The organism is Nitratidesulfovibrio sp. (assembly GCF_040373385.1).
In the GTDB taxonomy this organism is placed as follows: Bacteria; Desulfobacterota; Desulfovibrionia; order Desulfovibrionales; family Desulfovibrionaceae; genus Cupidesulfovibrio.
This window is the reverse complement of record NZ_JBDXXH010000001.1, coordinates 499,016-512,087: the sequence shown is the minus strand read 5'-3', so window position 1 is coordinate 512,087 and position 13,072 is coordinate 499,016. Positions and strand designations below refer to the sequence as shown.

The window sequence follows — 13,072 nt, the reverse complement described above, 5'->3', positions numbered from 1 at the left end:
TCTGACAAGGCCGGGCATGTCCACTCATGCCCGGCCCTGCTCCTTGCAGACGAGGACACTATCAATATCCCACTGACATTATTCCCTATTCCCTCCAGAACCTCACAAAGTACACGCCACCACCACGCACATTTCCATGCCTGAAAAGCGACTCGCCGCACACAGCGGCATTTCAGGAGTGTTTTCCGACATTCCGCACGTGAAAAAGTGCACATCGCAACAGGGTACGTTGCCATGATGCATGCTTTCCTCCGATTATCGGCCCAAGAGCTGGAAACTGCATACAGGGCATCCGCCAGTCTTTCATGAAGACTGGCAAACCGACAGCATCAACGGAGGAACACGATGAACGCATTGACGCTTGTCTTCGCTGCACTATGCGTCTTCGCCATCGCCTATCGCTTCTACGGGCTTTTCCTGACCCGCACGGTTCTGGGGGTAAAACCCGGCAGACCGACCCCGGCGGTACGCATGGCCGATGGCCACGACTACGTGGAAACCAACAAGTACGTGCTCTTCGGACACCATTTCGCCGCCATCGCGGCGGCAGGCCCGCTGCTTGGCCCGGTGCTGGCCGCACAGTTCGGCTATCTGCCGGGCACCCTTTGGATCCTGATCGGCTGCGTGGTGGCGGGCGCGGTGCATGACACCGTGGTGCTGTTCGCCTCCATCCGCCACAAGGGGCAAAGCCTTGCCTACATCGCTGGCAAGGAAATCGACAAGTTCACCGGCTCAGTGGCCTCGTTCGCGGTGCTGTTCATCCTCATCCTGACCCTGGCGGGCCTGTCCATCGCCGTGGTCAACGCCATGCACGACAGCGCGTGGGGCACCTTCACCGTGTTCGCCACCATTCCCATCGCGCTGCTGATGGGCGTGTACCTGCACGTGTGGCGTGACGGCGACGTGAAGGGCGCTTCCATCATCGGCGTGGTGCTGCTGGCCCTGGCCATTCTGGCTGGCCCGTACGTTGTGGAGCACCCGGTGCTGTCCTCGTGGTTCAACATGTCGCGCCACACCATCGCGCTGTCCATCCCGGTGTACGGCTTTGCCGCGTCGGTACTGCCGGTGTGGCTGCTGCTGTGCCCGCGCGACTACCTGTCCACCTACCTGAAGATCGGCACCATCGCGGCGCTGGCCATCGGCATCTTCTGGGTGCATCCCACCTTGCAGATGGAAGCCCTTACCCCGTTCGTGAACGGCGGCGGCCCCATCATCCCCGGTGCGGTGTTCCCGTTCCTGTTCATCACCATCGCCTGCGGAGCGCTGTCAGGCTTCCACGCCATCATCGCCACCGGCACCACCCCCAAGATGATCGGCAGCGAACGTGACCTGCTGTTCGTGGGCTACGGCGCCATGCTTACCGAAGGCTTCGTGGCCATCATGGCCCTGATTGCCGCCTGCGTGCTGGCGCCTGCCGACTACTTTGCCATCAACGCCGCCCCCGCCGTGTTTGCCAAGCTGGGCATGACCACCGTGGACCTGCCGCAGCTTGCCGCCGCCGTGGGCGAAAACATCCAGGGCCGTCCCGGCGGCGCGGTGTCGCTGGCCGTGGGCATGGCGCACATCTTCTCGTCCATCCCGTTCATGGAACACCTGATGTCGTACTGGTACCACTTTGCCATCATGTTCGAAGCGGTGTTCATCCTCACCGCCGTGGACACCGGCACCCGCGTGGGCCGCTTCTTCCTGCAGGAAATGATCGGCACGGTGATTCCCAAGTTCGCCGAAAAGCGCTGGATGCCCGGCATCCTGATCACCAGCGCCCTGTTTACCGCATCGTGGGGGTACCTGGTGTACACTGGCGACATCTCGACCATCTGGCCTCTGTTCGGCATGTCCAACCAATTGCTGGCCGCCGTGGGCCTGCTGATCGGCACCACCATGATCATCCGCATGAACAAGGCCAAGTATGCGTGGATGACCGCCATTCCCGGCCTGTCCATGGTGGGCATCACCTTCTGGGCTGGCTACCTGAACGTGATGAACAACTACCTGCCCAAGGGCCTGTACCTGCTCTCCACGCTGGCCATCATCGTCATGTGCCTGATGGCGGTGGTCATCGTGGGCACGGTGAAGCGCTGGATGCAACTGCTGGCCATCCAGAAGACCGTCACCGACGAGGACGGCGACGACGTGCTGGAAGTAGTGACGGAGTAATTGCACAAACGGAGCGGCGCGCGGGGCCACCCGCGCGCCGTGCCCCGCCCCGGTCCGCACCCGCCGGGACGAAAAGGGACCGGAGACGGTCCGACGACGCAAAGAGGCCGGAACCCTTTCGGGTTCCGGCCTCGCCCATTGTGCGGTCCACGATCATGCCAGGAAAAGACAGGCTCCGCCCCTTCGCCGATCAGGCAGGGGACAAAATGGCCGCGATGGAAACAGACCCTACCCGCCGATGGCGCTCATGCGGCGATTGGCCACGGCGGTGCCGCCCTCGCACGGGGCGTTGGGCAGTTCTTGCCCCGTTCCCCGCAATTCGGCCAGTTGGCCCGCACGCACCCTGGCCAGCAACTGGTACCCCAGCGGCTTGCGGCGGTTGGCTAGGCGCAGCACCCTGCGCACCGCGTCCGGCCCCAGCTTTGGATGGCGCAACAACGGGCGCAGCCGGTATTCGCGGTCGGAGAACAGGCAGGTGCGCAGCCGCCCGTCGGGGGTCACGCGCAGGCGGTTGCAATCGCCGCAGAAATGGTCGGACAGGGGCGTGATGAGCCCGAAGCGGCCCAGCCCCCCGGCGATGCCCCACAGCTTGGCCGGTCCCTTGCGCCGCTCGCCGGGGGCCAGGGGGACAAGGTCCGCCAGCCGCCCCGCCGCCGACAGGATGTCCGGGGCGCCCCAGAACTGGTCTTCCGTCCAACTGGTGCCGCCGCCCATGGGCATGAATTCGATGAAGCGCACGTCAACAGGATGGCGGCGCGCAAAGTCGAGGAAGGCGGCCAGTTCGTCGTCGTTGACGCCCTTCAGGGCCACGGCGTTGATCTTCACGGCCAGCCCCGCGTCCAGCGCGGCGTGGATGCCTTCCAGCACCTGGGCCAGCATGTCGCGCCCGGTGGTGGCGGCAAATCGGTCGCGCCGGAAGGTATCCAGCGAGATGTTCACCGTGCTCACACCAAGGCCGCGCAGCACGCCAGCGTGCGGGGCCAGCAGGGTGCCGTTGGTGGTGATGCGGATGTCCAGCGCCGGATGACGCTGGTGCAGCATGTCCAGAAAGCCGGTCAGCCCCTTGCGCACGAAGGGTTCGCCCCCGGTCAGGCGCACCTTTTCCACGCCCTCTTCCACGGCCACGTCCACGATGCGCACCATTTCCTCGTAGCGCAGCACATCGTCGTGGGGGATGAAGCGCATTTCCGTGCAACCCCAACAGTACGAGCAGCGCAGGTTGCAGCGGTCGGTGACCGACAGGCGCAGGTAACGCACCTTGCGGCCATGCGTGTCGGTCAGGGTGGCGCCGTCGGGCACGGTGCCCGCTGCCATGCCGGGCACCGCACGGGTTTCGGCATCCCCTTCCGGGGCGGCTCCATCTCTGGCAAGGACGACGTTTCTAGTCATGGCATTTCGGGTCATGGCATTTCTGGTCATGGCATTTCCGGTCATGGCGTTTCCGCGAAGCCGATGCGGGGGCTTCTGCCCGTGCGGCGCGCCTGCTACAGCGCGCCGATGATCCGCCGGGCCATCTCGAGGTCGGCGGGGTAGTTGATGTTGAAGAACGGCAGGGCTTCGCTCACCGAGTAGGGAATGTGCTCGCGCAGGTCCGGCGGCACCACCCGGCTCAGCTTGCGTTCTCCGTCCTCCAGTGCCTGCCGGAACAGCGGCAGGGCCTCGAATTCGTATATGGCCACCAGCGATTCGATGAAGCCGGTCTCCACCTGCCGAAAGGTGGTCATCAGCGCTCCCGGTCGCCGCGCTGCCCGCCGGGCCAGCAACCGTTCCAGCACGGCGCGCTCCATGAACGGCAAATCGCACGAGAGTACCAGCACCGGCCCCTGTGCCACGCGCAGGGCGGTGATCACCCCGCCGAACGGCCCCATGCCCTCCACCTCGTCGTTCAGGCGGTAGTAGGGGCCATCGACGCCGGATTCGGACACCGGGCAGGGCCGGTTGCCCCGGCAGGAAATCCACACCTCGCCGGTGACCGCGTGCAGCAGCTCTGCCGTACGGGCCAGCATGCCCGGCGCGGATTCGCCATGCAGGCGCAGCCGGGTCTTGTCCTGCCCGAGCCGGGTGGACAACCCGCCCGCCAGCACCACGCCGACGATGCCGTGCGCTGCGTCCTCAGATGGCGGCGGGGCATCCCTGTCCGGGGTGTCATCCCTGTCCGGCGAATCGTCACGGGGCTGGGCCAAGGCGATGCCGTGGGCGGCGTCCACCCCGTCCCCAGGCGTATTTTCCGCGTGCTCCGTGCCCCGGCGTCTCATTCCTGCACCCTGCCCCCGGCATCGGCAAACACGGTAAAGCGCTCCTCGCGGTCCCGCGCAAAGCCCACCAGGGTCACGCCCTGTTCCGTGGCCATGTCCACCGAGCCGGTGGTCACGGCGGAACGGCTGACGATGAACGAAAAACCCGCCCTGCGCGCCTTGGCGAACAGACTGGCCGTCACCCGCGCGGAAACCAGCAGCAGCCGGGGGGCCAGGTCCACGCCTTCGCGCGCGGCCCATCCGGCCAGGCGGTCGATGCAGTTGTGGCGACCGATGTCCTCGGCCCGGCGCAGCAGGCGGCCCTGCACGGGATCGTACACGCCCGCGCGGTGAAAGCAGCCGGTGCCGTCCCACAGTCCTTCCTCGCCCATGAAGGCGCGCATGGCGTCCAGCAGCACGGCGGCCCGCATGGGCACGGGCGGTTGCGGCGCCGTGACGCGCGGTGCGGCACGCAGGCTTACGGCAAAGCCAAGGCTGCCGCCCTCGCTCACCTCGGCCACCGTGCCCGCGTGGCGGATGCCCCACGCCCCCGGTTCCTGCCCGGTCACGGCGGGGTGCACCCGGTCCAGCAGCACGTGCCCAAGGGCCAGGTCGGCCAGGCCGTGCGGCCAGGCCCACAGCCGGGTGGCTCCGGCGGCGATGCCCGCCTCGCCCGGTTCCGGGCTCCATTCCACGCGCACCGGCACCTCGCGGCTCAGCACGTCGTCCACGTCGCCCCAGGCCGCATCCTTGTAGCGGCGCACGGAAACCGGGCGCGGCATGGCCCCGGCGACCCCGTTTGCACCATCCGGCAGTCGCGTCGCGTCGCCCCCGGTCATCAGAACCCCCAGGCAGACGCCGTGGGCCGCGCGTAGCCCTGCTGGCGCGCCACGATGTCCAGCGCCAGCGACTCCAGGTCGTCCAGCACCGGAATGGACACGCGGTCGAACTCGCGGAAATCCGCCACCTTGATGTACCCCTTGCACGACGTGCAGACATGCACCTGAAAGCCGGGCTCGCCATCGGCGGTGAAGTATTCGAGGTTCTTCGATTCGTTCTCCAGGCAGAACGGACACTGCAACCGCTTGGCGCGGTATTCGTGGCGGCAGAACGAGCAGGTGTGGTGCAACGCCCCTTCCTTGCCCACCAGGCGGCCCACCAGCGGCGCACTGCCGCACACCGGGCAGTGGCCGTGCTGCCAGACCACCGGGGTTGCGCCCGGCTGGTCCGCGCCGGTACGGCGGGCGTGTTCCGCCGCCACTGCCTGAGCCAGCACCTCCACCGAGGGCACCACGCTGCCCATGGCCAGAAAGCGCACCAGGCTGGGGGCGTCGTTCAGGCGCAAGGCCCAGGCGTCGAACCAGGCCACGTCGTCGCGCAGGGCCGCGTCGCAGGCGTCCTCCACGGCAAGTTCGCCCTTTTCCATGGCCTCGCGCACCACTTCTGCGGCGGTGCCAAGGCTGCCCCCGGCGGCGCGCATCATGGCCAGCAGGCGACCGAAGGTGGCCGCCGTGCGCACCCTGTCGTAGGTAAATGCATCGCGCGGGAGCAGCGGCGCGCCCTGGGCGTGGGCCTCCGGCGTGGCCAGTCCGGCAATCAACTCGGGGGACAGCCCGGAGGCTGATCCAGCGGGCTGGTCCGCCTGCGCGGCGGCGCGCGCCTCCAACTGGATGGCGGCGGTGCGCGCCACGATCTCCAGCAGGGCGTCGGGGATGTATTCCTTGCTGCGCAGGGCTTTCAGCTTGCCTTCAAGGCGTTGCAACTCGCGATCGAAATCGAAGGTCATGCGTTCTCCTGAGTGGAACGTGGTTGGAGCGCGACCCCGGCAGGCAGCGTCAGGCGTGCGGCACCCCTGAAGGGTACCCTACAGCCCTTGACGGCTCCGTTCAATGGCAGGGGCTCCTGCGCAAGGTCTTGCACCGGACAGGCTCCGCATCGGGCGGTCCGTCTCCGGTCCGGGATGTTACGGTAACCATGTTCCGCGCTTCTGTGAACCATCCCGGTGCATTTCCCGTCCGGCCCGCCCTGATCCGCCCTGATCCGCCCCGATCCGCCGCCCGTTCTGCCCGCCGGCAGCGCGCCCGCCTTGACACTGCCCCCACAGGCTCTACCTGTGTAGAAGCGGCCAGCCCCGCCGGAAATGCCCCGGCACAACGCACGAGACTACGCATTAAACCGGACAGGGGCCAAGGCAAGGCGGTGCAAGAACGCCGCCGGGAGGCATCCATGTTCGCTGCATACGCCACGCTACGTTCCACCCGCCGCTCCCCAGGCGCCAAGCCGCGCCTGCTCTCGCGCGTTGCCGCCCGCCTGATGCGCACCCCCCGCCATCGCCCCGGCCAGGATGCGGCAGACGCCGCCGCATCTCGCCCCGCCCACCGCCGCATCCGCACGCGCGAAGGCCTGCCCGACCTGCTCTGGCTGTTGCTGGCCGTACTGCTGTTCGCCCTGCTGGCCGGGCAACCGGGCATGGCGGCGCCGCAGTCCCCATCGGCGGCCGGCGCACCCACATCCGGCGCGGCACCATCCGATGCCGCCCCCCTTCCGACACACACCCCGAACGCCGCGCATGGCACATCCGGGGACAAGGGAGACATTCCCATGACCGCATCCGCACCATGGCAAGGCTTTTCCAAACCAACCGACAAGGAACTGCGCGACCGCCTCACGCCCCAGCAATACGAGGTCACCCAGAAGGAAGGCACCGAACGTGCCTTCCACAACGAATACTGGGACGAGAAGCGACAGGGCATATACGTGGACGTGGTATCGGGCGAACCGCTGTTCCTTTCGTCCGACAAGTACGATTCGGGCACCGGCTGGCCCAGCTTCACCCGGCCCGTGACACCCGAGGCGGTGACCGAGCACGTGGACCGCACCCTGTGGATGGTGCGCACGGAGGTGCGCAGCCGCCTTGCCGGGTCGCACCTGGGGCACGTGTTTCCCGACGGACCGGCCCCCACGGGCCTGCGCTATTGCATGAACTCGGCCGCGATGCGCTTCGTCCCGCGAGAGGCCATGCAGGCCGAGGGGTACGGGGAATTCCTCAAGATGCTGCCGTAACCACCCGGTAGAATACGCACTTGCCGCACCGTTCCGGCTCTGCTAAACGGGCCGGATGAAGCACACCATCCGCCCGCTCGTCCGCCCGTTCGCCTTGGCCGCGCTGCTGTCCCTGACCCTGCCCTGCGCCGCCATGGCGTGGGACGGCTTTGACACCGAATCGGGCCATCTCGTGGAAGTCGATGTGGATGCCGTGCCCATGCGCGGCGAGATCGTCGACGTGTTCGACTGCGACACCAAGGAGACGGCCACACTGATGGTGGACGCCGTGAAGAACAACGCCCGCACCGTGGAACTCACCGTGCGCGAGTCCGACACCGGGCGCACGCGCATCCTGGTGATGGAAGCCCGCTAGGGCACGCCATCCCGACGGGGCGTTTCCGCGTAACGCACCGCCGGGGGCCTGCAACCACGGCCAACCGCAAACGCCAAAAGGGCCGGGCATTTCCATGCCCGGCCCTTTTCTTGCCTTGCTTCCGCCGCTTGCGGCTACTGCCCCGGCAGTTTCAGGCCGGGCGGCAGGCCCATGCCTTCCAGCGCCTTCATGTCCTTCATGCTTGGCATATCCGGCATATCCTTCATATCCGGCATTCCCGTCATATCGGGCATGCCGGGCATGCCCTTGCTGCGGGTGTACCCCGTGGGCACCTCGAACAGTGCGGCGGGCTGCGCCCCCACCCTGATGTTGCGGAACTCCTCGGTTTCACCGGTTTCATCGCGCTCCCGCAGGGGCACGTCGAACTCGTCGGCCGTCCACACCGTGGATACCGTGGTCTGGGCCTGCCCCATGATCCTGGAGGTGACGGTGACCCGCTTCTTCTGCGTGGCGTAGCCGTTCACCTTTTCCATGCCCAGCGGCTCTTCCTTCACGGCATGTTCGCCCATGGGCATGACAGGTCCACCGCCCCGGCTCATGTCGGCGATGGCCTTCTCGTCCAGCGGCTGCTCGAACCAAGTCCTGGCCGACTCGTCGATCATCCACTGCACCTTGCGGTCGGGCCGCAGGATGAGCACCATGGGCCCCATGCCCTCCTGCGCGGGCACCTCCACGCGCACCTTGCCGTCGGAGAAGAACAGGCGGCTGGTGTTCTCCACCTTGCCCGCTGCGTCCAGCGACACCATGTCCCCGGCGTAGTCACTGACGCTGCCCGCCCGCGCCGCCACGGCCCACCAAAGCACCGTCACGGCAAGGCATGCCACGGCAAGAACCATCCTGTGCGCGGCCCGCATTCCGTACGTATCCTGCATCCGGCGACCTCCGTGCCCGTGCGCGCGGCATCGGGCGTGCTTCGACCATCCCCGCCCCGCAGCATAGCGCACCCGCCGCGATGTGGGCAAACCCCTGATTCTTGCGCGGGGACAGGCAGACATTGGTAGCACAAAGGCCCGCCGCGATTGCGACGGGCCTTGCTGTTACGTCAGGCGGAAAGACGGGAAAACCGAAAGACGGCCTGAAACCGTCCACGGCCCGTCTACTGGCGCACCGGCACCGTGGACACGGAATTGTAGGGCGAGCCCTCGATGACCCGGCGGCTTACCGCAAGGTACACTAGCGTGTTGCGCTGCTTGTCCCACAGCCGGGTCACCCGGGTGGCCTTGAAGAACACCGAGGTCGATTCCTTGAACACGTTTTCCTTGGCGGGCAGCTTGTCCGGAATGGTGATGGGGCCGGTCTGGCTGCACGAGACGGAGAAGTTGGAGGGATCTTCCGCCAGTCCCAGGCTGCCGCTGATGCCGCCGGTCTTGGCCTGGCTGATGAAGCAGGACACCCCGGGAATGCGCGGATCCTGGAAGGCGAAGACGCACACCTGATGGTTGGCGCCCAGCAGCTTCCATTCGGTGGTCACGCAACCCACCTCGCTGTCGTCGGCGCGCGCGGGAGCGGCCAGGGCCAGCATGCCCAGCAGCAGAAGCAGCACGGCGGAGGCCAGCAGGACAGCGGAAAAGGTATCTTCGCGGGTGGCGGCAAGGGCCACGGCGCGGGGGCGGGCGGTGCGGGTACGCAGATGCATGGTGAGGCTCCTTGGGCTTCGTGACGTCGGCTGAACGCAACCAGCTTTCAGGATAACGCATTGCGCGGGCGATGCAAGGCCGGAATGGCGATGGGGAAGCACCCCGAACCCTCAGCGCCGTTCCGGCCCGGCCCGCAAACTCGCGTAACGGGCACGGTTGGCACCCTTCGGGGCGGCCCGCCAACGGGCGAAAGGACAAGTTAGAGACAGCCCCTACCGCCAGCGCACCAACCCCAGCGCATACCGCTCCACCGGGGCGTATTCGTCGGTCAGCGGGGGCACGTCGTCGCGCGCCACGCCCGCTCCTGCCGTGGGCAATTCCAGCCGACGGGTAAGCATCTCGCGCAGGTCCGGCGACAGGGCGGCGGCGGGCGTTTCCGGCAGCCCCGTCACGGGCCGGGCCACCAGCATCAGGTTCTGCACGTAGTCCACGGAATCTGCGGTGGCCACGGCATACACCCGCACGTCCGCGAACGAGGCGGCAAAGGCCGCGCGGATGGCCCGGAACAGTCGCCCGTCCTCGCCCCCGGCGGCGGAGATGATGTTCATGACCACGGCCCCGTCGTCGGCCAGCAGCGCGCGCATGCGCCGGGCCGCCTCCACCGTGCCCACGTGGAAGGGCACGGAATAGTACGAGTTGAATATGTCGGTGAAGATCAGGTCATAGCGGTCCGCCTCGCCCCCTCCCACGGTGGCGCCGACATCGCTGGCGGCGACGGCACCGGCACCCCCGTCTCCCTGCCCGGCCCGTGCCTGCGCCCGCCGGTTCAGGAAGGCCCGCGCGTCCTCGTGAAAGATGCGCAACCGCGCGTCGTCCGCCAGGCCGAAGTGACGGCGGGCAACCCCGGTCATGTCGGGGTCCAGTTCCACCACGTCCACCCGCAGCGCATCCGCGTTTAGCCCGGCCCGCCCGGAAAGCAGCCACTTGGGCACGGAATACCCGCCGCCGCCTAGCATCAGCACCCGGCGTGCGCCGGGCACCAGCGCCGGGCCCAGCGCGTAGAAGCGGGTGTACGGCAGGGCCAGTTCGGCCATGTCGTCCGGGTAGGCGGCGGACTGGTAGCGGCCCGGATCGGTGGCCAGCAGGCGCAGGGGGCGCCCGGCCAGAGTGGCGTCGTAGACCCGGATGTGGTTGTACGGCGTTTCGGTCACCCGCACCCCGTAATAGCGTTCCGCAAAGGCGGCGTAAGCGTGCGAGGCCCAGGCCAGCGCGCCCACCCCGGCCAGCAGGGCCAGCCGGGCCAGCGGCGCGCGGGGGTGCGCCAGCAGCGAGGCCCCCAGCAGGCAGGCCGCCACCCCGTGCAGGATCAGCGTGCTGCCGAACCACGAAACCAGCACCATGCCGCCCAGAAAGGTGCCCAGAATGCTGCCAGCCGTGGACACGGCGTACAGCCGCCCCACCACCGCGCCGGAGGTGTCCATGTCCGACAGGGCCAGGCGCACCACGTAGGGCGATACCATGCCGCACAGCACGCCCGGCACCGCGAACAGCAGCACGGCGGCCACCACGGCGGCGAGGTACAGCGAATCAAGCCCCCCGGCCACCCAGCCCACCACCCGGCCATGCGACAGGGCCACGGCCAGCACGGACAGCGCGGCCCCGGCCAGGATGCGTGACAGGGTGCGCCGCGACAAGGTGCGGTCGGCCAGACGGCCCCCCAGCCAGTAGCCCGCGCTCAGGCTGGCCAGCACCACGCCAATCAGGCTGGTCCAGACGATGACCGAGGTGCCCAGATGCGGGGCCAGCAGGCGCGCCCCCACCATTTCGAGCACCATGACCATGGTGCCGGACAAGAACATGATCGCGTCGAGCATGGGGCCTCCTGCGGTGAACGGGCAACGGGAAAAAGGAAGAAGCGCGGGGATTGCGTGTTTTCGCTGTACCAGCGGTCGGGGCGGCGAGGCAACGGTACGGAGGGGGAAAAGGACGGGGATGGGACGGCTGGCGAGACCGCGTTACCGGCACGCAAAAGGGCTCCGCAATGCGGAGCCCCCTTGTCAGAACACCATGGGCCGGGCCTGCACCCCGCGCTCTTCGCGCTCGGACATGCAGTGCACGCAGCGGGTGGTGGTGGGCACGGCCAGCAGCCGCGCGGCGGGAATCTCGTTGCCGCAATCGTCGCAGTAGCCGAAATCCTCGTCGTCCAGCCGTTCCAGCGTGGCACGCAGCACCTGCAAGCGGGCCTCGGTACGTTGCTTCCACGAACGATAGGTCATGCCGTCCACGTCGGGCAGCCGTTCGGGGTCGCCCGCGTCCTCCACGCCCTGCACGCCGCGCCAGCGGTCCAGGGCCTCGCGCAGGTCTCGGATTTCCTGCTTCAGTCTGCGCCGTACCACGGCAATGGTTTCTTCACGCATGTCGATCCTCCTTCGGCGCGGCGCGGCCCGGCCCGCACAGTGCGCGGGGGGCGGCCTTGCGCCGGATGCCCCTGGGGGCACATTGGGCCCGGCGATCAGCCGGGCCAGTTGGGTACTGTTGAGTACTGTTGGGAAAAACCGGGTAAAATTGGGTACGCAGGTGACGCAAGGAACGCAGGATGAAAAGAAAAGGCCCCGCCTACCAGAGTGGTGGACGGGGCCGCGTGTTGCGTGTGCGTGCGGAATGCCGCTATGCGCCCCCTCCCGTTCCGGTGACGCGTTCACCACGGGCAAAGAACCGGTCGGAACCGGTAAATGCGGTAGTGCGTGCGGAAAGGGAAATGAAACGCATGGGAGATTCCTCGCAGTTCTTTTACGGACAAATCCGGCGTACTTCACGAAAGATCGGTTTCGGACGCACCGGCCTCACTATACATCATTGCACGGCCAATGCAAGCCCCGGTGCGTCACCTTTCGCGCGCATCGCACCACGCGGCACCCGCACTGGACAACATCATGAATTATCTTGCGTTCGGCGCGGGCAGCACGCCGCCCGTCATGTACCGCCCGGCGCGGCGTGGCGGAGTGCGGCCACCGCCCCTTGCCGTCTCCTGCACGTTCAGGAACCGGCGCGCACCCTCCCAGAAAACGAAACGCGCCGACCAGCCCAGAGGCTGGTCGGCGCGCTCGCCCGGCGTGAAACGCCGGATCGGCTCAGCGGTCCTGCGTTGCTTCAAGGGGGGCGGATGCCGCGGCACCGCGCGCCACCTCGTTCTGCGCATGGACGAACGTGAACAGGGCCGAAGTGAGAATGATGATGGCCAGCAACAAGTACCTCATCGAACGGACATCCTTCTGCGACGGTTGAAGGTGGCGAGGTGCGGCGCACTGGGCGCCTGACTGCGCAATGCGGTCCCCGTTGCATGCGCTATAGTCCGGGATGGTCCGTCACGCAAGCCAAAATGCGTTTCTTTTCCGCACGGTGCAAAACATTGCGCAACGGCGTGACGGCCACACGTCAATTCGTTGCCGAACGCCTTTCCCCATGCAATGGCGGGCACTCCATGCGGCAAGGCTGCCGACGCCCCCCTCCGGGTGCCGCGTTGCTTCCGTGCCACCATCCTGCTAGATTGCAAACATCGAAAAGCGTACCCGCCCGGCAGCAACGGCCACCGTGCGGCCCGGTGCGCGGTTTCGCACCGCTTCACCGCCATGCGATCCCGGCGACCCCGTGCGGTTCAGGACCAC

The 13,072-nt window shown here is 67.5% G+C and carries 12 protein-coding genes; 3 read left to right on the top strand and 9 right to left on the bottom strand.

The window, feature by feature from the left end:
* Window positions 1-345: 345 nt before the first annotated feature.
* Window positions 346-2,157, top strand: a complete 1,812-nt coding sequence (locus ABWO17_RS02135; RefSeq protein WP_353115587.1) for a carbon starvation CstA family protein — start codon at window positions 346-348, stop codon at window positions 2,155-2,157.
* Between the two features lie 228 nt (window positions 2,158-2,385).
* Here the strand turns inward: ABWO17_RS02135 and moaA are convergent, their stop codons facing one another.
* From moaA to ABWO17_RS02115, 4 genes are all read right to left on the bottom strand, one after another.
* Window positions 2,386-3,471: a GTP 3',8-cyclase MoaA gene (moaA, locus tag ABWO17_RS02130; RefSeq protein ID WP_353115948.1), complete on the bottom strand. Its 1,086-nt coding sequence runs from the start codon at window positions 3,469-3,471 to the stop codon at window positions 2,386-2,388.
* A 170-nt stretch (window positions 3,472-3,641) separates the two neighbouring features.
* Window positions 3,642-4,412 carry a molybdenum cofactor guanylyltransferase gene (gene mobA, locus ABWO17_RS02125; RefSeq protein ID WP_353115585.1) on the bottom strand — a complete coding sequence of 257 codons (771 nt, stop codon included), beginning with the start codon at window positions 4,410-4,412 and terminating at the stop codon, window positions 3,642-3,644.
* The gene (locus ABWO17_RS02120; RefSeq protein WP_353115583.1) at window positions 4,409-5,230 is read right to left on the bottom strand and encodes a formate dehydrogenase accessory sulfurtransferase FdhD; all 822 of its coding nucleotides are present in this window, start codon (window positions 5,228-5,230) and stop codon (window positions 4,409-4,411) included. Before ABWO17_RS02120 ends, mobA begins: the two co-directional genes overlap by 4 nt.
* Window positions 5,230-6,177: a formate dehydrogenase accessory protein FdhE gene (locus tag ABWO17_RS02115; protein WP_353115581.1), complete on the bottom strand. Its 948-nt coding sequence runs from the start codon at window positions 6,175-6,177 to the stop codon at window positions 5,230-5,232. Before ABWO17_RS02115 ends, ABWO17_RS02120 begins: the two co-directional genes overlap by 1 nt.
* Window positions 6,178-6,617: 440 nt before the next feature.
* Here ABWO17_RS02115 and msrB point away from each other — a divergent pair, with 440 nt between their 5' ends.
* Both msrB and ABWO17_RS02105 read left to right on the top strand, forming a co-directional pair.
* The gene (msrB, locus tag ABWO17_RS02110) at window positions 6,618-7,454 is read left to right on the top strand and encodes a peptide-methionine (R)-S-oxide reductase MsrB (protein ID WP_353115579.1); all 837 of its coding nucleotides are present in this window, start codon (window positions 6,618-6,620) and stop codon (window positions 7,452-7,454) included.
* A gap of 55 nt (window positions 7,455-7,509) precedes the next feature.
* Window positions 7,510-7,809: a DUF5334 family protein gene (locus tag ABWO17_RS02105; RefSeq protein ID WP_012612373.1), complete on the top strand. Its 300-nt coding sequence runs from the start codon at window positions 7,510-7,512 to the stop codon at window positions 7,807-7,809.
* A 134-nt stretch (window positions 7,810-7,943) separates the two neighbouring features.
* Here the strand turns inward: ABWO17_RS02105 and ABWO17_RS02100 are convergent, their stop codons facing one another.
* From ABWO17_RS02100 to ABWO17_RS02080, 5 genes are all read right to left on the bottom strand, one after another.
* Entirely contained in the window at window positions 7,944-8,702 is a 759-nt protein-coding gene (locus tag ABWO17_RS02100) for a hypothetical protein (RefSeq protein ID WP_353115577.1), read from the bottom strand.
* Between the two features lie 224 nt (window positions 8,703-8,926).
* Window positions 8,927-9,466 (bottom strand): CreA family protein, encoded by a 540-nt coding sequence (locus ABWO17_RS02095; RefSeq protein ID WP_502914857.1) that lies wholly within the window; start codon window positions 9,464-9,466, stop codon window positions 8,927-8,929.
* A gap of 213 nt (window positions 9,467-9,679) precedes the next feature.
* Complete coding sequence (locus ABWO17_RS02090; protein WP_353115575.1) at window positions 9,680-11,281, bottom strand: fused MFS/spermidine synthase; 1,602 nt, start codon at window positions 11,279-11,281, stop codon at window positions 9,680-9,682.
* 183 nt (window positions 11,282-11,464) lie between these two features.
* Window positions 11,465-11,824 carry a TraR/DksA family transcriptional regulator gene (locus tag ABWO17_RS02085; protein WP_353115573.1) on the bottom strand — a complete coding sequence of 120 codons (360 nt, stop codon included), beginning with the start codon at window positions 11,822-11,824 and terminating at the stop codon, window positions 11,465-11,467.
* A 714-nt stretch (window positions 11,825-12,538) separates the two neighbouring features.
* Window positions 12,539-12,664 carry a hypothetical protein gene (locus ABWO17_RS02080; RefSeq protein ID WP_353115571.1) on the bottom strand — a complete coding sequence of 42 codons (126 nt, stop codon included), beginning with the start codon at window positions 12,662-12,664 and terminating at the stop codon, window positions 12,539-12,541.
* Window positions 12,665-13,072 lie beyond the last annotated feature (408 nt).

What these genes read in the sequence shown, in the direction of transcription:
- ABWO17_RS02090 (WP_353115575.1), bottom strand. Translation starts at nt 11,281, where the DNA reads ATGCTCGACGCGATCATGTTCTTGTCCGGCACCATGGTCATGGTGCTC.
- ABWO17_RS02120 (WP_353115583.1), bottom strand. Translation starts at nt 5,230, where the DNA reads ATGACCGGGGGCGACGCGACGCGACTGCCGGATGGTGCAAACGGGGTC.
- ABWO17_RS02095 (WP_502914857.1), bottom strand. Translation starts at nt 9,466, where the DNA reads ATGCATCTGCGTACCCGCACCGCCCGCCCCCGCGCCGTGGCCCTTGCC.
- mobA (WP_353115585.1), bottom strand. Translation starts at nt 4,412, where the DNA reads ATGAGACGCCGGGGCACGGAGCACGCGGAAAATACGCCTGGGGACGGG.
- ABWO17_RS02105 (WP_012612373.1), top strand. Translation starts at nt 7,510, where the DNA reads ATGAAGCACACCATCCGCCCGCTCGTCCGCCCGTTCGCCTTGGCCGCG.
- ABWO17_RS02135 (WP_353115587.1), top strand. Translation starts at nt 346, where the DNA reads ATGAACGCATTGACGCTTGTCTTCGCTGCACTATGCGTCTTCGCCATC.
- moaA (WP_353115948.1), bottom strand. Translation starts at nt 3,471, where the DNA reads ATGGCAGCGGGCACCGTGCCCGACGGCGCCACCCTGACCGACACGCAT.
- msrB (WP_353115579.1), top strand. Translation starts at nt 6,618, where the DNA reads ATGTTCGCTGCATACGCCACGCTACGTTCCACCCGCCGCTCCCCAGGC.
- ABWO17_RS02085 (WP_353115573.1), bottom strand. Translation starts at nt 11,824, where the DNA reads ATGCGTGAAGAAACCATTGCCGTGGTACGGCGCAGACTGAAGCAGGAA.
- ABWO17_RS02080 (WP_353115571.1), bottom strand. Translation starts at nt 12,664, where the DNA reads ATGAGGTACTTGTTGCTGGCCATCATCATTCTCACTTCGGCCCTGTTC.
- ABWO17_RS02100 (WP_353115577.1), bottom strand. Translation starts at nt 8,702, where the DNA reads ATGCAGGATACGTACGGAATGCGGGCCGCGCACAGGATGGTTCTTGCC.
- ABWO17_RS02115 (WP_353115581.1), bottom strand. Translation starts at nt 6,177, where the DNA reads ATGACCTTCGATTTCGATCGCGAGTTGCAACGCCTTGAAGGCAAGCTG.